Source organism: Bacillus sp. KH172YL63 (assembly GCF_011398925.1).
In the GTDB taxonomy this organism is placed as follows: domain Bacteria; phylum Bacillota; class Bacilli; order Bacillales; family Bacillaceae_B; genus Rossellomorea.
The window spans coordinates 1,544,683-1,569,558 of sequence record NZ_AP022842.1; the positions used below are offsets into that span (position 1 = coordinate 1,544,683).

Sequence of the window (24,876 nt, forward strand, 5' to 3'; positions counted from 1 at the left end):
ATGAGTTATCAATATAAGTTTCAAAGAATCTTGACGTTAAAGGAAAGAGAAAAGGACGAGGTTCAAGAGTTATTTAAAGGTTCAATCGAAAAATTCGAAACGGTTGCCGGGAAACTGTATGAATTCCTCAAAAAGAAGGAAACCCTTGAGCAGCATCAGGAAAACAAGCTGCAGGGAGGCTTGTCAGTCCAGGATATCCGGCACCATCAGCAGTTCATCACAAACCTTGAAAAAACCATATCCTACTATCAAGATCTGGTTATCCAAGCGAGGAACCGGATGAACTGGTACGAAGAAAAATTGGTTGATATGAATGTAGAAGTGAAGAAATACGAAAAAATGAAGGAGAAAGATTTTCATCTCTTTCTTCAAAACATCAAGCATGATGAGAATAAGCAATTGGACGAAGTGTCTGTTGCACAATATTTGAAACGGGGAGTCAGGTAATGCCATGGCAAAGGTTATTGAAAAGGAAGAGAAAGAATCATACAGCCGCTTCCAAAAATTCGTTTTTATCTTCTTGATTCCTCTCTTATTTGCCATCACCTTCGCACTTGTCATCATGGCTGTTGCAGGAATCAATGTCTTTGAGAAAGCACAAACACTCAGTTCAGACATTCCTTTCTTATCAAAAGTCATGCCTTCACAGGATGAAGCGGAAAGGGAGCAGCTGCAGGAGAAAATGATTTCGCTGAAGGCATCCATCGAGGATCAGGAAGCAAAAATCACGCAGCTTCAAAGCGAAATTGAAAAAAAAGACAGCGAGAATGAACAGCTTCAGGCTAATATCCAACAAAAGGAAGAGGAGCTTGAAGAACTGAGGCAGATTGGGGAAGAAAATAAAAGGGCATTCAAAGAAGTGGTGAATACCTTTGAAGAAATGTCTGCCAAAAGTGCAGCACCGGTCCTTCTGAATATGAATGATGATGAAGCGATGAAAATACTCTCAAGCATTAAACCGGATACACTGGCTGATATTTTAGAAAAGATGCCGCCGGCTGACGCAGCGAGGTATACAGAGCTACTTTCTACCGAAGACGAAAGGTGATTATGGAAGGGGGTGAAATAATGGATATGACGATTGGGCCACAGGGCATCAGCCCGCAAGTGCAAGGATTGAAAGGGCCAAAGGTTGACAATAAAGACATCCAGGGATTTTCACAACAGTTGTTAGGGTTTATCTCGAATCAGCAAAGTAAGGGTAACGCTGAAAAGGCCGGCGATCTTCCGCTGCTTTTTAATCTGGCAGGGATTTTTCAAGCAACAGATCTTGAAGAACTGGGCCTTTCGGCAAACCAGATATCAGAACTCTCCAAAATAGAGGGGATGGACCTGAATCAGATTGCTGACATTCTCGGGATGGATTTGGAAGGGATGAAGTCACTTTTTTCCGACCTTCAATCACTGTTGATGCCTGCTGGAGAGAGAAATCCCCCAGAGACTGAAGATGAACCTTATGAATTGTTGCTCGGTTTTATGCAGCTTTTGCAATATTCCTTTCAGCAGAAGGGGACAGGGGGACAACTTCAGGATAGCGGACGGAAAGGGCTTGAAGAGATCATCACCCTCGCTAAGGTAATGGAATTAGTGGCGAAGCCCCGAGACCTTCATGTGTCTGAAGCTTCTAAAATGACTGAACTGAAAGAGCTGGTGAAGCTTCTCCAGGCTAATGTTGATGCCTCTTTGACAAAATTGACAAAGAATTGGACCGGCGCCATGAAGGATACAGTAGTGCAGCCTTCTGACAGCGACCAGGTCATCCAATCAACCGACAAAAAAGCGATCCATGCCTTTCAAGGAAGCAATCTTCATTTTGTCCTCCCGAAGACGGAAAGCTTTACTATGAATCTGTCTGGATCAGGCCGCAGTGTACAGTATGAACAGTTTGTGAAGGAGTTTCAACAGATCTTGAGCAAGGCTCAAATGACTTCCCAGCCGAATATGAGCAAATTACTCATCAAGCTCTATCCGGAGCAATTGGGCTCCCTGCGGATTGAACTTCTTCAGCAAAACGGTGTCATGACGGCCAAGATCCTGGCGTCGACTTCAACGGCGAAAGAAATGCTAGATTCACAGATACAGGGGCTCAAGCATGCGTTCTCAGCACAAAACCTGCAAGTGGATAAGATTGAAGTATCACAGGCTTTAACAGATATGGACCGGCAATCCAAAGGTCAATCCCAGCAGCAGTCTTCCCACGAACAGAAGAATCAAAGAAACGCTGAGCAGACAGAGCAACGGGAAGAGGACGACCAATCATTTAAAGACTATCTCGTAAATACCGAAATATAGGTGATAAAATGACAAAAATTGATCCGGCTTTACTATACTCGACCGTACAGGCGAAACAGCGTGAGGGAGGTAAGGATATTCTCGGGAAAGATGATTTCCTGAAGATCCTGATGACCCAGCTCCAAAATCAAGATCCGTTAAATCCGATGCAGGATAAAGACTTCATTGCCCAGATGGCAACCTTTTCCTCCTTGGAGCAGATGACCAACCTGACAAAGACGATGGAGAAATTTGTTGACAATCAAAATCAGTCCCAGTTGATTTCCTATAATCAATTTGTCGGAAAACAGGTGACCTGGCATAAAATCAATGAGTCAAACTCCGATGATGTCCCTGAAATCGAGGAAGGTCAAGGGGTTGTGAAGGGAGTTCGATTTAAAGGGAACTCAGTGGAATTCATCATGGAGGATGGTACGATCCTGAATCCCGGAAATATCTCGCAGGTGAACGAAGCAGGAGCAGGCGAGACTTCCCTGGTGAATGCATCTCTCCTCATCGGGAAGAAAGTAACCTGGGATAACGGGGAAGGTGAGAAGAGCGCAGTTGTGAAATCCGTCTCGAAAAAAGATTCAGAGATTTGGATCCATACAGAAACAGGAGAGAAGATCTCCAGTAAAACAGTGAATAAAATCGAATCTTAGGAAGTGGTCTTATGGAAAAGACATTCTTTCATCGATCACCGCAGCCTATCATAGCAAGCCAGCAATCCAAAGCTGCCAAACCCGATGCTCGGCCTTCTTCATCGTTTGCTGTTCAATTGGATCAAGCCCTTCAAGGCAAACCCAATATTCAGGTCAGTAAACATGCAAGAATAAGGATGGAGCAGCGCGGCATCTCCATCTCCCCTCAAACATGGGATGAGATCGGGGAAAAAGTGAAAGAAGCAAGATCCAAGGGCGTCAAGGATTCACTGGTCATATTGAACGATGCGGCATTGATTGTCAGTGCCACAAATAAGACGGTGATCACGGCAATGGACCGGGAAGAAGCAAGGACACAAATCTTTACCAATATAAACGGAACTATATTAATCGATTCATAGGCTGGACCTGATAAGGAAGCCTGATGCTGTGGAATGACAGAAGCAGCATATACGAAAGGGGAAAAAATTCATGCTACGTTCAATGTATTCAGGTATTAGTGGAATGAAGAACTTTCAAACGAAACTCGACGTCATCGGTAATAACATCGCGAATGTAAATACGTATGGTTACAAAAAAGGCCGTGTCACGTTCCAGGATCTTATGAACCAAACCGTTTCAGGTGCCAGCAGGGCAACTGAAAATCGCGGTGGACAAAACGCCAAGCAGGTCGGATTAGGATCTTCCCTTTCCTCGATTGACACAATCCAGACTCAAGGGAGTCTCCAGACTACAGGCAGATCTTTGGATGTTGCGATTTCCGGTGACGGATACTTTGTCGTCAGACAAGGTAATAACGAGCTTTATACACGTGCAGGAAACTTTTATCTGGATTCAAACGGAAACCTTGTAACAGGTCAAGGGAATCTTGTACAGGGATATCCAGTCAACGGTGCAGGGGAAGTCAATAAAAGCGGTGCAACTGATATTAAAATTGATACTAATACGACAATGGCACCACAGGCGACTGGAAACGCAATTTACAATGGAAACCTGAAATCGAGCGCGCCCGTCAATACTGAAATTGAATTGGAAACGAAAGTCAAAGATTCCCTTGGACAAGACATCAGCTTGAAGATGATCATGAAGAAGACAGGGTTGAATGAGTGGGATGTGACAGTTTCAAGCTTAACTAATGGGGTCTCCGTCAATCCTGCCACTACTTCAACGACCATCAATTTCGATAACGAAGGGAAAGTGCAGGCCGGTTACGTTCCTTTCCAAATAGATTTAACGAATACAACTGGTGCGAATAACCAATCAATCAAGCTTGATTTCTCAAAAATCACTCAGTTCGACAGCTCCTCTTCTGCCAATGTCGATACGGTTGACGGAAACTCTGAAGGATCCCTTGAAAGTTTCAATATTGGTTCTTCAGGTGAAGTGAACGGCGTATTTTCAAACGGTGAAGTAAGGGTGCTGAGTCAGCTTGCACTTGCCACTTTCTCTAATCCAGGCGGTCTGATGAAAGCTGGAAATAATTTATTCCAGGCTTCAAACAACTCAGGGCTGCCGAACCAGGGTGTTCCTGGTGAAGGAAGGGGTGCTCTACAGTCAGGTTCACTGGAAATGTCCAATGTTGACCTGTCTGAAGAATTCACCGAAATGATCACTGCTCAGCGTGGATTCCAGGCAAACACGAGAATCATCACAACGTCGGATGAAATTTTACAAGAGCTAGTAAACTTAAAACGTTAATTCCTTAGAATGGGAGGAAGGGACTGATTGATCCAAAGATGAAGTAGGAGTAGTCAGTCCCAATAAACAATGATTACGTTGACCAGATTGAATGGCAAGACTTTCACATTGAATGCCCTATACATAGAAACGGTTGAAGCCTTCCCGGATACAACGATTCTATTAACAAATGGCAGGCGTTATGTAGTGAAAGAAACCGTGGAAGAAGTGAAGAACCTTTCAATGCAGTTCTTCCAAAAAGTGAATGTATTTAACCTGCCACATGAGGGGGGAAGTAAAGATGAAGAGTAAGGCCCTCACCATCATGATGATTACGTTGGCGACCATTACGCTTATCGGCGTGATTGCCCTGGTCGTCATCCTGAAATTTTCAGGCGATGAAGAAGTGAAGGAACCGACGATCGAGGAAGTCATCGAATACTCGGTTGATGTTCCCGAAACGACAACAAATCTCATGAGCAATGACTTTATTCGTATCTCATTTAAAATCCAAACAGATAGTAAAAAAGCGAAAAGTGAATTGGAAAAGAGAAATTTTCAAGTGAATAATATCATCATAGAAGAGCTTTCTGAATTAAAGGCCGCAGAACTTCAAGGGAAAAAAGGGAAAGACCTGATCGAGACAAAGGTCAGGGATAAAGTGAATTCCCTCATGCAAGAAGGCAAGGTAGAAAAAGTTTATATCACCTCTATGATGATTCAATAAAGTAGCCTATGATGGAAGGTTTGGAGGTGAAGGAATGGCAAGTGAAGTTTTATCCCAAAGTGAAATAGACGCTTTATTATCAGCCCTCAACACTGGGGAAATGAGTGCGGATGATTTCAAAAAAGAAGAAGAAGAGAAAAAAGTAAAAGTATACGACTTTAAGAGGGCATTGCGCTTTTCAAAAGATCAAATACGGAGTTTAACAAGGATACATGAAAACTTCGCGAGGATTTTGACTACCTATTTTTCTGCGCAACTAAGGACATACGTTCAAATTAATGTTGCATCTGCGGATCAAATCCCCTACGAAGAGTTCATCAGGTCTGTCCCTAAGATGACGATCCTGAACGTATATGAATTGCCGCCGCTTGAAGGCAGAATCCTGATGGAAATCAACCCGAATATCGCCTATTCAATGATGGACCGGGTGATGGGGGGAAGAGGGACAAGCTTTAATAAAGTGGAGAATCTGACGGAAATCGAAACGCGAATCATGAGTCAGCTTTTCGAAAAAGCCTTCGAGAATTTAAGGGAAGCCTGGAGTACGGTTGTCGATGTTGATCCGGTTTTTGAAGAGTTTGAGGTGAATCCCCAATTTCTTCAGATGGTTTCTCCAAATGAGACGGTGGTTGTCATTTCTTTGAATACGACAATCGGTGAAACAAGCGGCATGATCAATATCTGCATCCCGCACGTCGTCTTAGAACCGATACTTCCGAAACTGGCCGGCAGTTACTGGATGGAGTCGAAAAAGAAAGAAAGCAATCCGGAAGAAACTGCACAACTTGAACGAAGAATCAAGAAGGCGCATGTACCGGTCATCGCTGAACTGGGACATTCCGATATTACGATTGAAGAATTCCTTGTTCTAAATATCGGGGATGTCATCCAGATGAATACACGCATTGATGATCCTTTGACGATAAGGGTCGGCGATGTTCCTAAATTTACCGCACAGCCGGGTAAATCGAATAAAAAAATGGCAGTGCAAATACTAGATTCATTGAAGGGGGGAGACGACGATGATGAGTGATGATATGTTATCACAAGATGAAATCGATGCGTTACTCCGGGGATCTGCTGAACCCGAAGAAGAAGTGGAAGTCCGAAAAGAGATTAACATGAGTGAATACATCAGCAGCATGGAAGAAGATGCTTTGGGAGAAATCGGGAATATTTCCTTTGGGAGTTCAGCGACTGCCCTATCCACTCTTTTAAATCAGAAGGTTGAGATCACAACCCCTAAGGTAAGCATCATTGACCGAAATTACCTGGAAGAGGAATTCCCTCATCCATATGCGGCTATCCAAGTGAAGTATACAGAAGGTTTTTCTGGAGCGAACTTATTGGTCATCAAACAGACGGACGCTTCCATTATCGCCGACCTGATGCTTGGCGGGGATGGAAGGAATCCATCCGGTGACCTGGGAGAAATCCAACTGAGTGCAGTACAAGAAGCGATGAATCAGATGATGGGGTCCGCAGCGACGTCGATGTCGACGGTATTCAGCAAGAAGGTGGATATTTCACCTCCTTCCATCGACCTCATGTACATACCTAAAGGTGAAGGCGAAGAAAACATCCCGGACCAGGATCTACTGGTAAAGGTTTCATTTTCTTTGAAGATAGGAGATCTCATTGATTCAAACATCATGCAGCTCCTTCCATTGCATTTCGCCAAAAGCCTTGTAGACGAGTTGATGAATGGGGGGCAGGCAGAGGAAGAAGCGGCACCAACTGTCACACCAACGCCAGAGGCGCCTCAGGCATCCCAGCAGCCTGTTCATCAAGAGATGCAGGCACCACAAGCCCCGCTTTCAGCTCCACAACATCTTGGGGGGCACGGCATGAACACAGAGCCTGTCAACGTACAGCCGGCTACATTCAGCAACTTTGAACCTGCTGCACTGGGGCAAAATGAAACGAAGAATCTCAATATGCTTCTGGATATTCCTTTACAGGTGACAGTGGAACTCGGCAGGACCAACAGATCTGTCAGAGATATCCTTGAATTATCTTCAGGCTCGATCATAGAACTTGATAAACTGGCCGGCGAACCGGTTGATATTCTTGTGAACAGCCAGTTGATGGCCAAAGGAGAAGTCGTCGTGATCGATGAAAACTTCGGGGTAAGGATCACTGACATAGTCAGTCAAAGTGACCGCTTGAAAAAACTTAAATAATACAGGCTCTTATCGGAAATGCTGTTTCTGACCAGATGAGGAAGGACCGCTGAAAAAACCGGGATCCATCCTCGGAGTCACCTGAAAGGAACCTTGTCCGATACGGGCCATATAAAAATAAAATACAAAGATAATGTGGAGGATGAGAGTAATGTCAAATAAAATTCTAATTGTGGATGATGCAGCCTTTATGAGAATGATGATTAAAGATATTTTAACGAAAAACGGGTTTGAGGTTGTCGGTGAAGCAGCTGATGGAAGTCAGGCTGTTGAGAAATATAAAGAACTGAAACCGGATCTTGTCACAATGGACATTACGATGCCTGAAAAAGACGGGATTGCAGCATTGAAGGAAATCAAAGGGATGGATGCCGGTGCAAAGATCATCATGTGTTCTGCCATGGGGCAACAGGCGATGGTCATCGATGCCATCCAGGCCGGTGCAAAGGATTTCATCGTCAAGCCATTCCAGGCAGATCGTGTAATTGAAGCGATCCAGAAAGCGTTAAGCTAACAGATCTATAAGAAGGTGCATGTGTTTGAAGAATGTGATAGTAGCAATCACCTTATTCATGTTATCTGTATGTGTGGCGCCTGCCGCCTCTGCAGAAGTGAATAATGTGAAGGACTGTATAGAACAACCAGATAAATGCAGCGATAAACAAACATCCGAAGTGGAAGGTTCTGAATCAGGGCTTTCCACGTCGGTTACGTTTCTCGATTACGTCAAGATGGTATTTGCCCTGATCTTTGTCGTTTTGCTTATTTATTTTTTACTGAGGTTTATCAATCAGAAGGGCAGATCCTTTCAACAAACGAAATTAATCAATCACTTGGGAGGGGCGCCTCTCGGGGGGAATCGCTCCGTCCAGGTTGTAAAGGTCGGCAGGCAGGTGTTTGTGTTGGGTGTCGGTGAGGATATCCAGCTTCTGAAGGAAGTAAGAGATGAAGAGGAGAAGGAAGAAATTCTTTCCTATTACCAGGAATCACAATTTACTGATGCTAAGACGACGGTCACAAGCTGGTTATCAAAGGTGAAAGAATATCAGCAGCCCTCATCAGCGGGCACATTTCAATCCCAGTTGAAGACACAGCTGGAAGAGATGAACCGGAGCCGGAAAAAAATGCTCCAAGACCTGAAAAATAAGGGGAATCATTCAGATGAATGAGTTCATGGAGTTTTTTAACAGCAGTTCTGCAGAGAGCGTATCCACGAGTGTAAAGCTGTTATTATTATTTACTGTCTTGTCACTCGCACCAAGCATCCTGATCCTGATGACATCTTTCACCCGTATTATGATTGTCCTTTCCTTTGTGAGGACGTCACTTGCAACGCAACAAATGCCGCCAAATCAAGTATTGATTGGACTGTCTTTATTTCTTACCTTCTTTATTATGGCTCCGACCTTTCAGGAGGTAAACGATGAAGCTTTGACACCTCTTTTCAATGAAGAAATCAATCTTGAAGAAGCCTATGATAAGGCGTCGATACCTTTTAAAGAATTCATGAGCAAGCAGACAAGGCAAAAGGACCTTGAGTTGTTTCTGCAATATTCAGGGGCTGAACGTCCTGAATCGGTAAAAGATATTCCTCTCACATCCTTAGTGCCTGCATTTGCACTCAGTGAAATTAAAACGGCGTTTCAGATCGGCTTCATGGTCTTCATCCCATTCCTCGTCATCGACATGGTCGTGGCCAGTGTCCTGATGTCCATGGGAATGATGATGCTGCCGCCTGTCATGATTTCATTACCGTTCAAAATTTTACTGTTTGTGCTTGTGGACGGCTGGTATTTAGTCATAAAATCTCTTTTACAAAGTTTTTAAGTAGGTGAGTTTCAATGAATGCAGAATCGGTTATTGCGCTGGCAGAACGGGGGATCTACGTCACCCTTATCGTGTCGGCTCCCTTATTGCTGTTAGCCCTGATTGTCGGACTGATGGTCAGTATCTTCCAGGCAACAACGCAAATACAGGAGCAAACGTTGGCCTTTATTCCTAAAATCGTGGCCGTACTGATCGGGGTCGTATTCTTCGGGCCGTGGATGCTGACGAAGCTCGTCACATACACATCACAGATTTTTTCAGATTTAACAAGGTTTGTCGGGTAAGGTGATGGAAGAGCTCGTCCCGATATTACCAGTGTATTTACTCATTTTTGTCAGGGTTTCTGCTTTTTTTGTCACCATGCCATTATTTTCATACCGCAACATTCCGGCACAGCACCGGATTGCATTTTCGGCGGTCCTTTCGTGGGTCATGTACTATAGCATTGAATCCAAGGCAATCGAAATTAACGGACAATATTTACTATTGGTCATGAAAGAAACGATGATCGGGCTCTTGATCGGGTTTGTTGCTTACATGATCGTAACGGCGATTCAAATAGCAGGGGGATTCATCGATTTCCAAATGGGCTTTGCCATAGCCAATGTCATCGATCCCCAAACAGGTGCACAGAGCCCGTTGACCGGTCAATATCTGTATACGTTCGCTCTGTTATTGCTCCTTGCATTGAACGGTCACCACTTATTGCTGGATGGGATATTTTACAGCTATCAGCTGATCCCGATCGACTCTCCCTGGATCCCTTTTGGAGATGAGGGTTTGCTCGATTATGTGATCACATCCTTTAATTCCATGTTCATCATCGCTTTTCAAATGTCCATCCCTGTTGTCGCCACCCTGTTTCTGGTAGACGTGGCATTGGGGATTGTCGCGAGGACCGTCCCCCAGTTGAATATCTTTGTTGTCGGCTTCCCAATAAAGATTGCGGTCGCATTTATCGTGTTATTCATTGTCATGGGGGTCACATTCTCAGTCATACAGAGATTGTTTGAAATGATGTTTGTGACGATGAGAGATTTAATGAAGATTATTGGGGGCACGTAAATTGCAATGGCTATCATTAGACCTACAGTATTTTAGTGGGGAAAAAACAGAGAAAGCAACACCTAAAAAAAGGGAAGACGCCAAAAAGAAAGGACAAACAGCGAAAAGTCAGGATGTCAATACGGCGATTATCCTTCTTGCTGTTTTTTTATTTCTGACTTTCAGTGCTTCCTATATCGGGGAGATCGTCTTCGATCTGTTCCGTCATACGTTTCAAGAGTACATGCTGATGGAACTGACTGAAAATACGGTAAGGGTCATCATGATGGATATCATGAAGGAAATTGCCATCCTCCTCGGTCCGATCATGCTTGTTGCGCTTCTTGCGGGATTGGTAGCCAACTATATTCAAGTCGGGGTCATGTTTACAACAAAGCCTCTCGAACCAAAATTGGAGAAGATCGACCCGATCAAAGGATTTAAACGAATATTCTCCTTGCGGGCGATTGTTGAGCTTCTTAAATCAATCCTGAAAATTTCATTTGTTGGAGCGATCACGTTCGTCATCCTTTGGGCGAACATCGATCAGGTGCTCAGCCTTTCATTCAAATCAGTCGGCGACTCGTTGGCGACAATGGCAAGCCTGGCGGTGCAAATGGGAATCGCGGCTTCATTGGCACTGTTATTCTTGTCCCTCTTCGACTTTTTGTATCAGAGATATGATTTTGAGAAGAACATTAGGATGTCCAAACAGGATTTGAAGGATGAACACAAAAATATTGAAGGGGACCCGCTGATTAAATCAAAGATCAAGCAAAGGCAGAGGGAAATGGCGATGAGACGGATGATGCAGGAAGTACCTGAAGCAGACGTGGTGATCACCAACCCGACCCACTTTGCCATCGCCCTGAAATATGATGAAAATAAAATGGACGCTCCTTTTGTCGTGGCAAAAGGAGTTGACTACCTGGCACAAAAAATCAAATACATTGCCAAAGAAAATGATGTCGTGATGGTGGAAAACCGGCCATTGGCCCGCTCCCTCTACGATTCAGCAGAAATCGGGGATGCCGTCCCGGAAGAATTTTTCAAGGCAGTGGCAGAAATATTAGCTTATGTTTATCGAATGAAAAATAAGATGTAAGCAGTTAGGAGAGAAACAATGTCAGCAAGAGATTTATCCGTACTCGCCAGTGTCATATTGATTGTCGCTATGCTTATCATCCCGTTTCCGTCCTGGTTATTAAGCTTGTTGATCATCATCAATATTTCGCTTGCACTTCTTGTGCTCCTAATTTCTATGAATATGAATGAACCGTTGCAATTTTCAATATTTCCTTCTTTATTACTTCTACTGACGCTTTTCAGACTGGGTCTAAATGTTTCCACAACGAGATCGATCTTAAGTAAGGGTGAAGCAGGGGACGTTGTGGAAACCTTTGGAACATTCGTTGTAGGTGGAAATATCCTTGTAGGACTCGTCGTGTTCATCATCCTGATTGTCATTCAGTTCATCGTCATCACGAAGGGTTCAGAGCGTGTTTCCGAAGTGGCTGCCCGTTTCACATTGGACGCCATGCCAGGGAAACAGATGAGTATCGATGCCGATTTGAATGCCGGCATGATCTCAGAGCACGATGCAAGAAACCGCAGGGAAAAAGTAGGAAAAGAAGCAGACTTCTATGGCGCCATGGACGGGGCATCCAAATTTGTTAAAGGGGATGCCATTGCCGGGATTGTCATTGTCATGATCAACTTAATATTCGGAATCATCATCGGCATGACACAGCAGGGTCTGCCGATAGCAGAAGCGGCAACCCGTTATTCGCTGTTAACAGTGGGGGACGGAATTGTCAGTCAGATACCTGCCCTGTTGATTTCAACCGCTACAGGTATCGTGGTCACTCGTGCCGCTTCTGAAGGTAATCTTGGACAGGATATTATGAATCAGCTCCTTGCATATCCGATCATGCTTTATGTATCTGCATTTACGATCTTTATGCTGGGCGTGGCAACGCCCATCAATGATATATTGACGATTCCGGTTGCCGCTCTTTTAGGAATCGGAGGCTATATGCTATCCAGGTCGCCTGCTGAAAGTGAGGCAGACGTCATGGAAATGGAAGAAGAAGTGGAACAGGATGAAATGAAGAGTCCTGAAAGCGTTGTGAATTTATTGAATGTAGATCCTATTGAGTTTGAATTCGGCTACGGATTGATCCCCCTCGCAGATGCTAACCAGGGAGGCGACCTCCTTGACAGGATCGTCATGATCCGGCGTCAGTTGGCGATCGAGCTTGGCCTTGTCATTCCGGTCGTAAGGATCCGGGACAACATCCAGCTCCAGCCGAATGAATATCGCTTAAAGATAAAAGGGAACGAAATGGCAAGGGGAGAACTCTTGCTGGATCATTACCTGGCCATGAGTCCCGGGGTGGAAGATGACTCGATCGAAGGGATTGATACAGTCGAGCCTTCATTCGGCCTGCCGGCTAAATGGATCTCTGAAGACATGAAAGAACAGGCTGAAATCTTCGGTTACACGGTCGTTGATCCACCATCGGTTGTATCAACCCACATTACGGAAATGATCAAGACGAATGCACATGAGCTCCTTGGCAGACAAGAAACGAAGCAGCTGATCGATCATTTACAGGAGTCATATCCGATCCTTGTAGAGGAAGTGACACCGAACCCGTTATCAGTCGGGGAGGTCCAGAAGGTGCTTGCCAAACTGTTGAAGGAAAATGTTTCAATCCGCAATTTGCCGATCATCTTTGAAACCCTTGCCGATTATGCAAAAATGAGCTCGGATACAGATTTATTGGCAGAATACGTCAGACAGTCACTGGCAAGACAGATTACGAACCAATATGTACAGGGAGATGCGTCCTTGAAGGTGGTCACCGTTTCAGGAAAAGTGGAAAAAATGATCGCCGACGCAGTTCAGCAGACAGAGCATGGCAATTACTTATCCATGGATCCGAATGATTCCCAGGGCATTTTAGAAGCGGTCGCTTCAAATGTGGAACAGCTGTCGCTGATGGAAGAATCCCCGATCATCCTCTGCTCTCCTGCAGTCAGGATGTATGTCAGACAGCTGACGGAAAGGTATTTTCCGCAAGTGCCCGTCATTTCATATAACGAGTTGGAAGCAAATGTAGAAGTGCAAAGCTTAGGGGTGGTGAATGTAGGATGAAGGTAAAGAAGTATGGCGCTCCTTCCATGAGTGAGGCGATGAAAAAGGTTAGGGCTGAACTTGGAGAAGATGCGGTGATATTGAATTCAAAGGTAACCTATACCGGAGGGTTTATAGGGTTATTCAAGAAAAAAAGGATCGAGGTGATCGCAGCCGTCGATCCCGAGGTTGAATCGGAAAAGAAAACAAATGATTTCCACATTGAACACGAAGAACCAATATGAAATGTTTTCTGAACCTGTCCAAAAAATCCTTCATTACCTCAAAAAGCAGGAGGTCAATGACTCCACCCTGTTCCAATTGGGAGAGGTTTTGGAAAAGAGTATCAAAGAAGCCTCAACCGATTGGGATGGATGGGCCGCTGTCGAAGTGAAAAGATTCTTGAAGAATCATTTGGAAGGCATCGATTCAGGCGGAATGAGTTTTAAAAAGAAATATATCAATGTCATCGGCCCGACCGGTGTTGGGAAAACGACGACATTGGCCAAAATGGCAGCAGAAGCCGTCATTGATAAGAGGATGAAAATCGCCTTTATTACGACCGATACCTATCGTATCGCTGCAATCGAGCAGTTAAAGACGTACGCAGGGCTATTGAATGTCCCTGTTGAAGTTGTGTATAAAATGGATGATTTCAAAAAAGCGATCAGTAAGTTTGAGGATTACGACCATGTTTTCATCGACACAGCAGGACGTAATTTCAGGGAAAAGAAATATGTGGATGACCTGAAGGAAATCATTGATTTCAATCATCACATGGAAACATATCTCGTACTATCCCTGACAGGAAAAGAACAAGATATGAGGGACATTATCACACAGTTTTCTACCGTCGCAGTCGACCGCTTCATTTTTACCAAGCTCGATGAAACATCAAGTTTCGGTTCAATGATCAACATGATGCTAGAAGAGAAAATAGGCACCGCCTACGTGACGACAGGTCAGGATGTCCCTGAAGATATCATAGAAGTGAATCACGATAAAATCGCCGATTTGCTTATGAAAGGGTTCAGCCATGAATGACCAAGCCTATCATTTAAGGAGGAAAATGCTGCTCGGCGGCACTGATCCTGCGAAAACAATCGGAATTGTCAGCGGAAAAGGAGGAGTGGGCAAATCCAATATATCTACCAATCTGTCCATCCTGATAGGGAGAGAGAATAAGAAAGTGTTGTTATTTGATCTCGACATAGGGATGGGGAACATCCATATTTTATTAGGAAGTCACCATCCCTATTCCATCATGGATTACATTGAGGAAAAAGAACTAGATATTGAAACGATTATATGTGAAAATGTTCATGGTATTTCTTATATAAGTGGGGGTAATGGCCTGAAAGATATTGTCGAATGGAAAGAAAGGCAGATTGAACGCTTCTTTCACATAATGGACTATGCGGTCCATCACTACGACTATATTATTTTTGATATGGGGGCCGGTGCGACAAAAGAAACGTTGGAGTTCCTCCTTGCGATGGATGAAATCATCGTGGTGACGACTCCCGAGCCGACCTCTATCACAGATGCCTACTCCATGATGAAATATATTTACCTCCGGGACCAGGACAAGCTTTTCTACCTTCTCTGCAATCGAGCAGAAATTAAGAGAGAAGGGCTTGACACGATTACGAGATTACAAGAGACGGTGAGGAAATTCCTTCATAAAGAAATCATCTCACTCGGTGTGCTGCCGGAGGATTCGGCCGTAAGGAAATCTGTCATTCAGCAAACCCCGGTTGTGGTAGGATTTCCTTCTTCTCCCATAGCTTTAAGCCTGCGGACGATGGTGCATCACCTTACCGGAAAGTCAACCGAGACAGAGAAAGATCAAATAGGCTTTGTGAAAAAAATCAGAAATTTGTTTTTTGGGAGGTAAAGGTCCTGAATGAAAAAGGTTTTGGTTGTAGATGATTCCGCATTTATGAGAAAGCTTATAAGTGATTTTCTATCAGCTTCAGAACACCTGGAAGTCATCGGGATCGCAAGGAACGGTGAAGACGCGATTTCAAAGATAAAGAAATTCCATCCGGATGTGGTCACCCTTGATGTCGAGATGCCTAAGATGAATGGGATCGAGGCATTGAAACGAATCATGGCAGAATGTCCTGTACCGGTCGTCATGCTTTCTTCCACAACGAAAGAAGGGGCTGAGGAGACAGTGACGGCAATGGAACTTGGAGCGGTGGATTTCATCGCGAAACCGTCCGGGACCATTTCCCTCGACTTACATAAAGTACAGGATGAAATCGTGAATAAAGTAGTCGCCGCCAGTAAAGTGAATATCTCGAAAATGATCCCGGTTCAACAGAAAAAGAGTAAAAAAATAGAATACAGCAATGATGTCATGGACAAGTTGCCTCCTAAAGCAACTGACCGTCAGTGGAAGAAGAACTCGCCAAAGTTGATCCTGATCGGTACGTCAACGGGAGGCCCGAGGGCTTTGCAGCAGGTGCTCACCGAACTGCCGGCTGATCTCGAGGCCCCTGTCGTTGTGGTGCAGCATATGCCACCGGGATTCACGAAATCCCTTGCCAACCGCTTAGACGGCCAGTCGGCTATCAGAATCAAAGAAGCGGAAAATGACGAAATTTTGCAAAAAGGGACCGCTTATATCGCACCGGGCGGCTTTCATACCAAGCTGGCCGACCGCGGCACCCACCTGTCATTTGAAGTATCAAAAGAAGAACCACCAAGAAACGGTCACCGGCCTTCCGTTGATACGTTATTCGATTCAGCCAGCACCATTAACCGGTACAGCAAGATAGCGGTTGTTATGACCGGAATGGGCTCAGATGGGTCAGAAGGCTTGATCAGACTGAAAGAACGCGGGGATGTAAAAGCCATTGCAGAAGCAAAAGAGACTTGTATTGTGTTTGGAATGCCGAAATCAGCTATCGCGACCAATCTAGTGGATAGCGTTGAAAATATCGAGGATATATCCCAATCAATAATGAAGTACATGATGTAGAGAGGTGTGGAGCACATGGAATTGAGTCAATATTTAGAAGTATTTATAGAAGAAAGTAAAGAGAATCTGCAAACCTGCAATGAGCAACTGCTAGAATTGGAGAAAAACCCGACAGACCTTGCAATTGTCAATGAAATCTTTCGTTCGGCACATACATTAAAAGGGATGTCAGCCACGATGGGATTCGAAGATTTGGCGAACCTTACTCATAAAATGGAAAATGTTCTTGACGCCATCCGTAATGAAAAAATTAACGTCACACCTGAAATCCTTGATGTCGTGTTTAAATCCGTCGATGACCTTGAAGCGATGGTCTTTTCCATTGCCGATGGAGGGGATGGGAAACGGGATGTCACTGAAGTCGTTTCAATGCTTCAGGCGATTGAAAATGGTGAAAGCATTGTACCTTCAGCAAGCAGTGAAGTAGCCGCAACGACAGCTGCAGTGCCGGTATCGATGGAATATGAAGCGTTTGAACAGACGGTCATTCAGCAATCGCAGGAGCAGGGATTCCGCAGTTTTGAAATTTCCGTATCACTCCGTGAAGACTGCCTCCTTAAAGCAGCCCGAGTGTATATGGTGTTTGAAGTACTTGGGAAAATGGGAGAAGTGATTAAATCCCTTCCAACTGTGGATCAGCTGGAGGAGGAGCAGTTTGACTCATCATTCGTCATAGCAGTCGTTTCAAAAGAAGACGCAGAAGTGCTAAAAGAAAGCATCAAGAAAGTTTCTGAGGTTGAAGATGTTTCGGTTGTCGAGCTGACCGCCGATCATTTCCAAAGCAAGCAGGAAGAAACTGCCGTCGTGAAAGAAGAGAAGGCAGAAGCGGGGGAAAAAGCGGTTCAAGCCCCAAAACAAACAACCAGTCCTGCTAAGCAATCCAATGCAAGCAGCAAAACAATCCGAGTCAATATCGAACGCCTTGATGTACTGATGAATTTATTTGAAGAATTAGTCATCGATCGGGGTCGGTTGGAACAAATCTCTAAAGATTTAAATAATCCGGAATTGAATGAAACAGTTGAGCGCATGACAAGGATCTCTGGAGATTTACAGAACATCATCCTCAACATGCGTATGGTTCCGGTCGAGACGGTATTTAACCGCTTCCCGCGTATGGTCAGACAGCTTGCACGTGATTTGAATAAGCAGATTGAACTTGAAATCATCGGAGCTGAAACAGAGCTTGATCGTACGGTCATCGATGAGATCGGAGACCCGCTCGTCCACTTGATCCGAAACGCACTCGATCATGGTATCGAAATGCCTGAGGTGCGCATGCAAAATGGCAAGCCGGCTCAAGGTACGGTTAAGTTGAAAGCCTATCACAGTGGAAATCACGTATTCATCGAGCTTGAGGATGATGGCGGGGGCATCAATAAAGAGCGGGTGCTTGAGAAGGCAATCCAAAAAGGAATCGTTTCTGAAGACATCGCCCAAACCCTTTCAGATCGTCAAATTTATGAATTAATATTGGCATCCGGATTCTCTACTGCAGAGCAAATTTCTGATATTTCCGGAAGAGGCGTCGGTTTGGATGTTGTAAAAGCAACCATCGAGTCGTTGGGAGGATCGATCACCATCGACTCCACCGTCGGACAGGGATCACTTTTCTCTATCCAGTTGCCGTTAACGTTATCAATCATTTCCGTTATGCTTGTTGAAATTGAAGCGGAGAAATATGCGATTCCGCTTTCTTCCATCATCGAGACAGCAATTGTGAAAAAAGAAGAAGTCATGAATGCCCATAATCAGAGAGTAATCGATTTCAGAGGGAAGGTAGTTCCTCTCTTATTCCTTGAAGATGTATTTGAAGTCCCGAAAGAAGCCAATGATGATGAATTATATTCTGTCGTTCTTGTGCGCAAAGGGGAAAAAATGGCGGGTCTTGTAGTAGACTCCTTCATTGGCCAGCAGGAGATTGTCTTGAAATCCCTGGGGAATTATTTAAATGATGTATTTGCCATTTCCGGTGCAACGATCCTGGGAGACGGACAAGTAGCGTTAATAGTTGACTGCAACGCTTTGATTAAATAGGAGGTATGGGTAATGAGTGAAGTGACAGAAACAGTAGAAGACCTTAAGCTTATCGTGTTTCAATTAGTGGATAAAGAATATGCAATACCGGTCAATCAGGTTCGATCCATCGAAAAACTGCAGCATATTACGAGAGTGCCAAGAACCGCCTCCTATGTGAAGGGTGTTATCAATTTACGTGGGGTCGTCACACCGATCATCGACCTGAGAAGACGTTTTGATCTGCCGGGATCCGAGCCAACAGACAGCACACGCGTTATCATCGCCGGACTGGAAGACAAGGAAGTTGGTTTGATCGTCGACGCGGCAAACGATGTACTTGACGTCCCGAAGGATGCGATTGAACCATCACCTGATGTAGTCGGCGTGGTTGAAGCAGAATATATTGGCGGGGTCGTAAAACAGGATAGAAGATTATTGATTCTGCTCCATTTGGATAAAATACTTCAGTCCATCTAAAGGAGGGATTCAAGTGGATTTTGAAAAAATATCATCCATTCATCTGGATATTTTGAAAGAAATCGGAAATATCGGGGCGGGGCATGCAGCAACTGCCCTCTCCACCCTTCTCGGCAAAAAGATCGATATGAAAGTGCCAAGTGTTCAAATCGTCTCATTTGATGAGATGATGGAAATGGCAGGGGGACCCGACAATGTTGTTGTAAGTGTGTTCCTGCGCATCGAAGGGGAGGCGCCAGGCAGCATGTTTTTCCTATTGCCAGTTGAACAAGCTTCCATTTATATACGTACGATGATCGATGACCGTTCGTTCTCCTTTCAAGAGCCCCCTTATTCTGAATTAGGGCTGTCTGCCATGCAGGAGTTAGGCAATATTTTATCAGGCTCGTATCTCTCTTCCCTTTCTGATTTTACAAATCTTAACCTGTTGCCATCCGTTCCTGCCCTCTCGGTGGACATGGCAGGAGCGATTATAGGTTTTGGATTACTGGAAATCTCTCAAGTGAGTGATTATGCCATTGTGATCGATACTGCCCTGAAAGAAGACGACGGGGAAGAATCGGAAAGTGTAAAGGGGCATTTTTTCCTGCTGCCTGATCCTGAGTCATTCGAGATCATCTTTGAATCTCTTGGAGTGAAACTATGATCAGTGTAAGCACGGTTGTGAAGGTCGGTATTGCAGATATGAACATCGCTGACAACGGTATCTCCATCCGCACCTCAGGCCTTGGTTCCTGCATCGGTGTCGTATTGTATGATGAGTTTATAAAGCTTGCCGGGATGGTGCATATCATGCTCCCGGACTCATCTATCGGGAAGGAAGCGAAGCCCAATTTAGCCAAATATGCCGATACAGGGGTCGAAGAGCTCATACGGCAATTGACAGGGCGCGGAGCAAGCCTGAGAAGGCTCCGCTGCAAAATGGCCGGAGGCGCCCAAATGTTTCAGTTTCAATCCAAAAGTGATGTGATGAGGATCGGCCCGAGAAATGCAGACGCCGTCAAAGCGGTACTCTTAAAAAATGGGATTCCGATCATGGCAGAAGATATAGGCGGTAATAAAGGAAGGACCATAGAGTTTTTCACTTCAACCGGTTTACTGCAAGTCAGGACGGTAAATGAAGGAATAAAGGAAATATGACGGGTCGGCTTTTCCCGTAAGTAACGTGGTGAAGCAACGAATCAAGTTTGAGAAAGTAAAAAGGTAGCAAGGAGGATTCTTATGTCTCAACAACCCCCTCGAACAGATGAACATCAATATTGGGAGAAATGGATCAACAGTCGTGATACTGAAGCGGGAGACATCTTGGTGAAAAAGTATATGCCACTCGTTTCGTATCATGTTCAACGTATTTCCGTTGGACTGCCAAAAAACGTCTCGAGAGAAGATATAAAGAGTCTTGGGTTGATGGGATTACTGGATGCTCTTCAGAAGTTTGATCCTACCAGGGATCTGAAATTTGATACGTATGCTTCATTTCGAGTCAGGGGAGCCATTCTTGACGGATTGAGAAAGGAAGATTGGCTTCCAAGGTCCACCAGGGACCGGGCGAAAAAAATCGAAGCGAAAACGGTAGAGCTCGAACAACTATTATTACGACATGTAACGGCAGAAGAAGTGGCGGCTTCATTGGAGATGTCGCCTGAAGAGGTGTATCAGGCAACGAATGAACATTTCTTCGCCAACGTGCTGTCCATGGATGAGCAATTAACCGATGACGATCATGAGTCCCAGCATTATTCACTGAAAGATGATAAGACGATCTCACCCGAAGAAGAAGTGTTAAAGGGCGAGAGATTGAGTGAATTAGAGGACAGGATCAAATCCCTTTCGGAAAAAGAACAGCTCGTGCTTAGCTTGTTTTATAAAGAAGAACTCACATTGACCGAAATCGGTGAAGTGATGAAGCTGTCCACCTCGCGGATTTCTCAAATCCACTCCAAATCCATATTTAAACTGCGCAATCTGCTCGACACATAAAGAGATAGAAAATCATATAAACTGGGTGATCTTATGGTAACGTTTCTACTCTTCTTATCATTTCTCCTGAATATCATTTCCCTGCTCGCGATTGTCATTTTATACTTGAGGCAAAATCGCTTTGTGCACATGGAAAGAGACCAGAAGAAGACGGTCGCCGAGATGGAAGATATCATTTCGGCTTATCTTCTGCAAATGAAAGAAGATCATGAAGAGTTTATTCGAACCTTCGAATCAAAGGTTCACGCGCCTGAAAAGGAACATATCCATCCGGGCGGGAATGATCCGGCACCGGATATGTTCCCCAAAAGGCCTGCAGCTGGATTTAAGGCTGCAACAAAAGCATATCAAGAAAGCAGCGACCTCAAGCCTCGGACCAATCAGTCAAAAGATCAAGACGAGCCTCCATCTGAACACGACCCCTTTCTGAAGGAGGTCATTTCTTTGAAGGAAAAAGGGATGTCCATCGAAGAAATTGCCCAAACTGTTGGGAAAGGGAAGACGGAAATCGAGCTCCTATTAAAATTCCGACAAATAATGTAGGAAGTTCTTGATTGCCTCGAACAGGTATGCTATAGTATTCATGGTGTTATTACACACGTTTCTCGATTGAAGCAGATGGTGCTATTTTGAAATGAATAGTTTCTGCCTTCAAGATGACTGAAACGGAGGAGAAAACAAAAACCATTTAGGAGGAAACACACATGTCAGTAATTTCTATGAAACAATTGCTAGAAGCTGGTGTACACTTCGGACACCAAACTCGCCGTTGGAACCCAAAAATGAAGAGATACATCTTCACAGAGCGTAACGGCATCTACATCATCGACCTTCAAAAAACAGTTAAAAAGGTTGAAGAAGCATACAACTTCGTAAAGGAACTAGCTGGTAACGGCGGTAAAGTCCTTTTCGTAGGTACAAAGAAACAAGCACAGGAATCTGTTAAAGAAGAAGCAGAACGTGCTGGTATGTACTACATCAACCAACGTTGGTTAGGTGGAACACTTACTAACTTCGAAACGATCCAAAAGCGTATTTCACGCCTGAAAGAGATCGAAAAAATGGAAGAAAACGGTACTTTCGAAGTACTTCCAAAGAAAGAAGTAGTACAACTTAAAAAAGAACACGAACGCTTAGTTAAATTCTTAGGCGGAATCAAAGATATGAACACGCTACCTGATGCTTTGTTCATCATTGACCCTCGTAAAGAGCGTATCGCTGTAGCTGAAGCTCGTAAACTTCATATCCCTATCGTGGGTATCGTTGATACAAACTGTGATCCGGATGAAATCGATGTCGTAATTCCTGCGAATGACGATGCGATCCGTGCAGTTAAGCTTCTTACAGGTAAAATGGCAGATGCTATTTTAGAAGCTAAGCAAGGTGAAGAAGCAGCTGTAGCAGCTGAGTAATGAAGGAAAGGTGATAAGAGGGCTTACCCTTATCACCTTTTTTTAAAGAGTATCCACATGGACTGCACTTATTGAAGAAGCAGGACATTTTATGACTGTCGCCAAATGGCGATAATAAGTCTACATAGTCAAACTAAGGAGGAAACCTACAATGGCAATTACTGCACAAATGGTTAAAGAACTTCGTGAAAAAACTGGCGCTGGAATGATGGACTGTAAAAAAGCGTTAACAGAAACTGACGGAGATATGGACAAAGCGATTGATTTCCTACGTGAAAAAGGAATCGCTAAAGCAGCGAAGAAAGCTGATCGTATCGCAGCTGAAGGTACTACTTACATCGCGAGCGAAGGAAATACTGCAATCATCTTTGAAGTGAACGCAGAGACTGATTTCGTTGCGAAAAACGAAAACTTCCAAAACCTTGTAAAAGAACTGGCTGACCACCTTCTTGCTAACAAGCCTGCTACTGTAGAAGAAGCGCTTGAGCAAAAAATGGCGAATGGTTCTACTGTAAATGAATTCATCAACGCTGCGATTGCAAAAATCGGTGAAAAAATTACCCTTCGCCGCTTTGAAATGCGTACAAAAGGTGATAATGACGCATTCGGTGAATACCTGCACATGGGCGGACGTATCGCTGTTCTTACAGTGGTTGAAGGAACGACTGACGCAAGTGTTGCGAAAGACGTTGCTATGCACGCTGCTGCATTAAACCCTAAATATGTTTCCCGCGATCAAGTATCTGCTGAAGAAGTAGAGCGTGAGCGTGAAGTATTGAAGCAACAAGCATTGAACGAAGGAAAACCTGAAAATATCGTTGAAAAAATGGTAGAAGGTCGCCTTGGTAAATACTTCGAGGACATTTGTATCCTTGATCAAACATTCGTTAAGAATCCAGATCAAAAAGTACGTCAATTCCTTCAAGCAAATAACGCTACTTTAACTGACTTCACTCGTTACGAAGTAGGAGAAGGTCTTGAGAAGCGTCAAGAAAACTTTGCTGAAGAAGTAATGAACCAAGTAAACAAATAAGATCGGCTATAGTTAAACATTTCTTTGTAGGGAACACCTAGTGTGTTCCCTATTTTTCAAGAAAAATTCTATTTTATGGAGGTTCCCATGAGCGTTCCGAAATACAAACGTGTTGTTCTGAAATTAAGCGGGGAAGCATTGGCAGGAGATGATGGCTTCGGTATCAACCCTTCTGTCATTAAAAATGTAGCAGAAGAAGTGAAAGAAATTGCTGAGCTTGGCGTCGAGGTGGCAGTTGTCGTTGGCGGAGGCAATATCTGGCGTGGTAAGATAGGTAGTGAAATGGGAATGGAACGTGCATCTGCCGATTATATGGGGATGCTTGCTACCGTGATGAACTCATTGGCGCTTCAGGACAGCCTGGAGCAGATGGGTATTGAAACGCGGGTCCAAACTTCCATCGATATGCGACAAGTTGCAGAACCATACATCAGAAGAAGAGCCGTACGTCATCTGGAGAAGAAGCGAGTTGTCATATTTGCTGCAGGGACAGGTAACCCGTACTTCTCTACTGATACGACAGCGGCACTCCGGGCTGCGGAAATCGACGCCGAAGTGATCCTGATGGCGAAAAACAATGTGGATGGTGTGTATTCTGCAGATCCTAAGAAGGATGAAACGGCAGTGAAATATCAAGAACTGTCCTATCTGGATGTCCTGAAAGAAGGATTGGCTGTCATGGATTCAACAGCTTCATCCCTTTGCATGGACAATGATATTCCACTTATTGTATTCTCTATTATGGAGAATGGAAATATCAAAAGAGCAGTAACAGGTGAAAATATTGGTACAATCGTTAGGGGGAAAGCATAATGCCAAACACGATCATTGCAAATGCGAAAGAAAGAATGACCAAAGCGGTCCAAACATTTTCTCGTGAATTAGCGAGCATCCGTGCAGGAAGAGCCAACGCTTCACTGCTGGATAAAATCTCAGTAGATTACTACGGTGCACCGACACCGGTCAACCAGTTAGCGGGGATTTCCATTCCTGAAGCACGTATGCTGGTGATCCAACCATATGATAAAACCGCTTTAGGTGATATCGAGAAGGCTATCCTGAAATCAGATTTGGGCATCACGCCAACAAGCGATGGTAACATCATCCGAATCGTTGTTCCTGCATTGACGGAAGAGCGTCGTAAAGAGCTTGTGAAACTTGTGAAAAAAGAAGCGGAAGATGCGAAAGTCGCGATCCGTAATATTCGCCGTGATGCGAATGATGATCTTAAGAAGAAAGAAAAAAGTGGAGACATCACTGAAGATGATCTTCGTGGATACTCTGACGATGTTCAAAAAGCGACCGATGAAAGCATTGTGAAAATTGATGCGATCGCGAAAGAAAAAGAGCAGGAAATGTTAGAGGTATAATCACTCATAATGTAAACCTAAGGGGCTGTCCTATAAGTGAACTCATATTCCTTATGGGCCGGTCCC

The 24,876-nt window shown here is 44.3% G+C and carries 31 protein-coding genes; all 31 read left to right on the forward strand.

Translation table 11 applies throughout. The features are described from left to right. The 31 genes from fliJ to frr all read left to right on the forward strand — a co-directional run bounded on the left by fliJ (window position 1) and on the right by frr (window position 24,810). Window positions 1–447, forward strand: coding sequence for a flagellar export protein FliJ (fliJ, locus tag KH172YL63_RS07695; protein WP_173105554.1), 447 nt, complete (start codon window positions 1–3; stop codon window positions 445–447). A gap of 4 nt (window positions 448–451) precedes the next feature. Beyond that, on the forward strand, window positions 452–1,048 hold the full coding sequence (locus KH172YL63_RS07700; RefSeq protein WP_173105555.1) for a MotE family protein: 597 nt from the start codon (window positions 452–454) through the stop codon (window positions 1,046–1,048). Window positions 1,049–1,068: 20 nt separating this feature from the next. After that, window positions 1,069–2,292 carry a flagellar hook-length control protein FliK gene (locus KH172YL63_RS07705; protein ID WP_173105556.1) on the forward strand — a complete coding sequence of 408 codons (1,224 nt, stop codon included), beginning with the start codon at window positions 1,069–1,071 and terminating at the stop codon, window positions 2,290–2,292. A gap of 8 nt (window positions 2,293–2,300) precedes the next feature. Then, window positions 2,301–2,933 carry a flagellar hook assembly protein FlgD gene (gene flgD, locus KH172YL63_RS07710; protein WP_173105557.1) on the forward strand — a complete coding sequence of 211 codons (633 nt, stop codon included), beginning with the start codon at window positions 2,301–2,303 and terminating at the stop codon, window positions 2,931–2,933. An 11-nt stretch (window positions 2,934–2,944) separates the two neighbouring features. Next, window positions 2,945–3,334 (forward strand): TIGR02530 family flagellar biosynthesis protein, encoded by a 390-nt coding sequence (locus tag KH172YL63_RS07715; protein ID WP_173105558.1) that lies wholly within the window; start codon window positions 2,945–2,947, stop codon window positions 3,332–3,334. Window positions 3,335–3,404: 70 nt separating this feature from the next. Further along, window positions 3,405–4,631: a flagellar basal-body rod protein FlgF gene (gene flgF, locus KH172YL63_RS07720; RefSeq protein ID WP_173105559.1), complete on the forward strand. Its 1,227-nt coding sequence runs from the start codon at window positions 3,405–3,407 to the stop codon at window positions 4,629–4,631. Between the two features lie 69 nt (window positions 4,632–4,700). Continuing rightward, window positions 4,701–4,922 (forward strand): flagellar FlbD family protein, encoded by a 222-nt coding sequence (locus tag KH172YL63_RS07725; protein ID WP_173105560.1) that lies wholly within the window; start codon window positions 4,701–4,703, stop codon window positions 4,920–4,922. Next, the gene (fliL, locus tag KH172YL63_RS07730) at window positions 4,912–5,337 is read left to right on the forward strand and encodes a flagellar basal body-associated protein FliL (protein WP_173105561.1); all 426 of its coding nucleotides are present in this window, start codon (window positions 4,912–4,914) and stop codon (window positions 5,335–5,337) included. The genes KH172YL63_RS07725 and fliL overlap by 11 nt, the downstream gene beginning before the upstream one ends. 34 nt (window positions 5,338–5,371) lie before the next feature. After that, window positions 5,372–6,370 (forward strand): flagellar motor switch protein FliM, encoded by a 999-nt coding sequence (fliM, locus tag KH172YL63_RS07735; RefSeq protein ID WP_173105562.1) that lies wholly within the window; start codon window positions 5,372–5,374, stop codon window positions 6,368–6,370. Further along, complete coding sequence (gene fliY / locus KH172YL63_RS07740) at window positions 6,360–7,520, forward strand: flagellar motor switch phosphatase FliY (protein WP_173105563.1); 1,161 nt, start codon at window positions 6,360–6,362, stop codon at window positions 7,518–7,520. Before fliM ends, fliY begins: the two co-directional genes overlap by 11 nt. A 151-nt stretch (window positions 7,521–7,671) precedes the next feature. After that, the gene (locus KH172YL63_RS07745; RefSeq protein ID WP_173105564.1) at window positions 7,672–8,034 is read left to right on the forward strand and encodes a response regulator; all 363 of its coding nucleotides are present in this window, start codon (window positions 7,672–7,674) and stop codon (window positions 8,032–8,034) included. A gap of 34 nt (window positions 8,035–8,068) precedes the next feature. Next, window positions 8,069–8,689 (forward strand): flagellar biosynthetic protein FliO, encoded by a 621-nt coding sequence (locus KH172YL63_RS07750; protein WP_232066186.1) that lies wholly within the window; start codon window positions 8,069–8,071, stop codon window positions 8,687–8,689. Further along, window positions 8,682–9,347 (forward strand): flagellar type III secretion system pore protein FliP, encoded by a 666-nt coding sequence (fliP, locus tag KH172YL63_RS07755; RefSeq protein ID WP_173105566.1) that lies wholly within the window; start codon window positions 8,682–8,684, stop codon window positions 9,345–9,347. Before KH172YL63_RS07750 ends, fliP begins: the two co-directional genes overlap by 8 nt. A gap of 14 nt (window positions 9,348–9,361) precedes the next feature. Further along, a complete protein-coding gene (gene fliQ / locus KH172YL63_RS07760; protein ID WP_173105567.1) occupies window positions 9,362–9,631 on the forward strand; it encodes a flagellar biosynthesis protein FliQ in 270 nt (89 codons plus the stop codon). Between the two features lie 4 nt (window positions 9,632–9,635). Then, the gene (gene fliR / locus KH172YL63_RS07765) at window positions 9,636–10,412 is read left to right on the forward strand and encodes a flagellar biosynthetic protein FliR (protein WP_173105568.1); all 777 of its coding nucleotides are present in this window, start codon (window positions 9,636–9,638) and stop codon (window positions 10,410–10,412) included. Window position 10,413: 1 nt separating this feature from the next. Next, complete coding sequence (gene flhB, locus KH172YL63_RS07770; RefSeq protein WP_173105569.1) at window positions 10,414–11,496, forward strand: flagellar biosynthesis protein FlhB; 1,083 nt, start codon at window positions 10,414–10,416, stop codon at window positions 11,494–11,496. A gap of 18 nt (window positions 11,497–11,514) precedes the next feature. After that, window positions 11,515–13,551 carry a flagellar biosynthesis protein FlhA gene (flhA, locus tag KH172YL63_RS07775; RefSeq protein WP_173105570.1) on the forward strand — a complete coding sequence of 679 codons (2,037 nt, stop codon included), beginning with the start codon at window positions 11,515–11,517 and terminating at the stop codon, window positions 13,549–13,551. Continuing rightward, the gene (locus KH172YL63_RS21585; RefSeq protein WP_232066143.1) at window positions 13,548–13,775 is read left to right on the forward strand and encodes a hypothetical protein; all 228 of its coding nucleotides are present in this window, start codon (window positions 13,548–13,550) and stop codon (window positions 13,773–13,775) included. Before flhA ends, KH172YL63_RS21585 begins: the two co-directional genes overlap by 4 nt. Continuing rightward, window positions 13,741–14,574, forward strand: coding sequence for a flagellar biosynthesis protein FlhF (locus KH172YL63_RS07780; RefSeq protein ID WP_232066144.1), 834 nt, complete (start codon window positions 13,741–13,743; stop codon window positions 14,572–14,574). Before KH172YL63_RS21585 ends, KH172YL63_RS07780 begins: the two co-directional genes overlap by 35 nt. Further along, window positions 14,567–15,427 (forward strand): MinD/ParA family protein, encoded by an 861-nt coding sequence (locus KH172YL63_RS07785; protein ID WP_173105571.1) that lies wholly within the window; start codon window positions 14,567–14,569, stop codon window positions 15,425–15,427. Before KH172YL63_RS07780 ends, KH172YL63_RS07785 begins: the two co-directional genes overlap by 8 nt. 9 nt (window positions 15,428–15,436) lie before the next feature. Beyond that, window positions 15,437–16,519, forward strand: coding sequence for a protein-glutamate methylesterase/protein-glutamine glutaminase (locus KH172YL63_RS07790; protein WP_173105572.1), 1,083 nt, complete (start codon window positions 15,437–15,439; stop codon window positions 16,517–16,519). Between the two features lie 15 nt (window positions 16,520–16,534). Continuing rightward, window positions 16,535–18,556 (forward strand): chemotaxis protein CheA, encoded by a 2,022-nt coding sequence (locus tag KH172YL63_RS07795; protein WP_173105573.1) that lies wholly within the window; start codon window positions 16,535–16,537, stop codon window positions 18,554–18,556. A gap of 12 nt (window positions 18,557–18,568) precedes the next feature. Further along, complete coding sequence (locus KH172YL63_RS07800; RefSeq protein ID WP_173105574.1) at window positions 18,569–19,015, forward strand: chemotaxis protein CheW; 447 nt, start codon at window positions 18,569–18,571, stop codon at window positions 19,013–19,015. Window positions 19,016–19,028: 13 nt separating this feature from the next. Next, a complete protein-coding gene (locus tag KH172YL63_RS07805) occupies window positions 19,029–19,661 on the forward strand; it encodes a chemotaxis protein CheC (RefSeq protein WP_173105575.1) in 633 nt (210 codons plus the stop codon). Beyond that, window positions 19,658–20,155, forward strand: coding sequence for a chemotaxis protein CheD (locus KH172YL63_RS07810; protein WP_173105576.1), 498 nt, complete (start codon window positions 19,658–19,660; stop codon window positions 20,153–20,155). The genes KH172YL63_RS07805 and KH172YL63_RS07810 overlap by 4 nt, the downstream gene beginning before the upstream one ends. 81 nt (window positions 20,156–20,236) lie before the next feature. Next, window positions 20,237–20,995 (forward strand): FliA/WhiG family RNA polymerase sigma factor, encoded by a 759-nt coding sequence (locus KH172YL63_RS07815; protein WP_173105577.1) that lies wholly within the window; start codon window positions 20,237–20,239, stop codon window positions 20,993–20,995. Window positions 20,996–21,028: 33 nt separating this feature from the next. Then, complete coding sequence (locus tag KH172YL63_RS07820) at window positions 21,029–21,538, forward strand: hypothetical protein (RefSeq protein ID WP_173105578.1); 510 nt, start codon at window positions 21,029–21,031, stop codon at window positions 21,536–21,538. A 161-nt stretch (window positions 21,539–21,699) separates the two neighbouring features. Further along, window positions 21,700–22,407 carry a 30S ribosomal protein S2 gene (gene rpsB / locus KH172YL63_RS07825; RefSeq protein WP_173105579.1) on the forward strand — a complete coding sequence of 236 codons (708 nt, stop codon included), beginning with the start codon at window positions 21,700–21,702 and terminating at the stop codon, window positions 22,405–22,407. A gap of 151 nt (window positions 22,408–22,558) precedes the next feature. Then, the gene (tsf, locus tag KH172YL63_RS07830) at window positions 22,559–23,440 is read left to right on the forward strand and encodes a translation elongation factor Ts (protein WP_173105580.1); all 882 of its coding nucleotides are present in this window, start codon (window positions 22,559–22,561) and stop codon (window positions 23,438–23,440) included. Between the two features lie 87 nt (window positions 23,441–23,527). Continuing rightward, window positions 23,528–24,253, forward strand: a complete 726-nt coding sequence (pyrH, locus tag KH172YL63_RS07835; RefSeq protein WP_173105581.1) for a UMP kinase — start codon at window positions 23,528–23,530, stop codon at window positions 24,251–24,253. Then, complete coding sequence (frr, locus tag KH172YL63_RS07840; protein WP_173105582.1) at window positions 24,253–24,810, forward strand: ribosome recycling factor; 558 nt, start codon at window positions 24,253–24,255, stop codon at window positions 24,808–24,810. The genes pyrH and frr overlap by 1 nt, the downstream gene beginning before the upstream one ends. The last annotated feature ends 66 nt before the right edge of the window (window positions 24,811–24,876 follow it).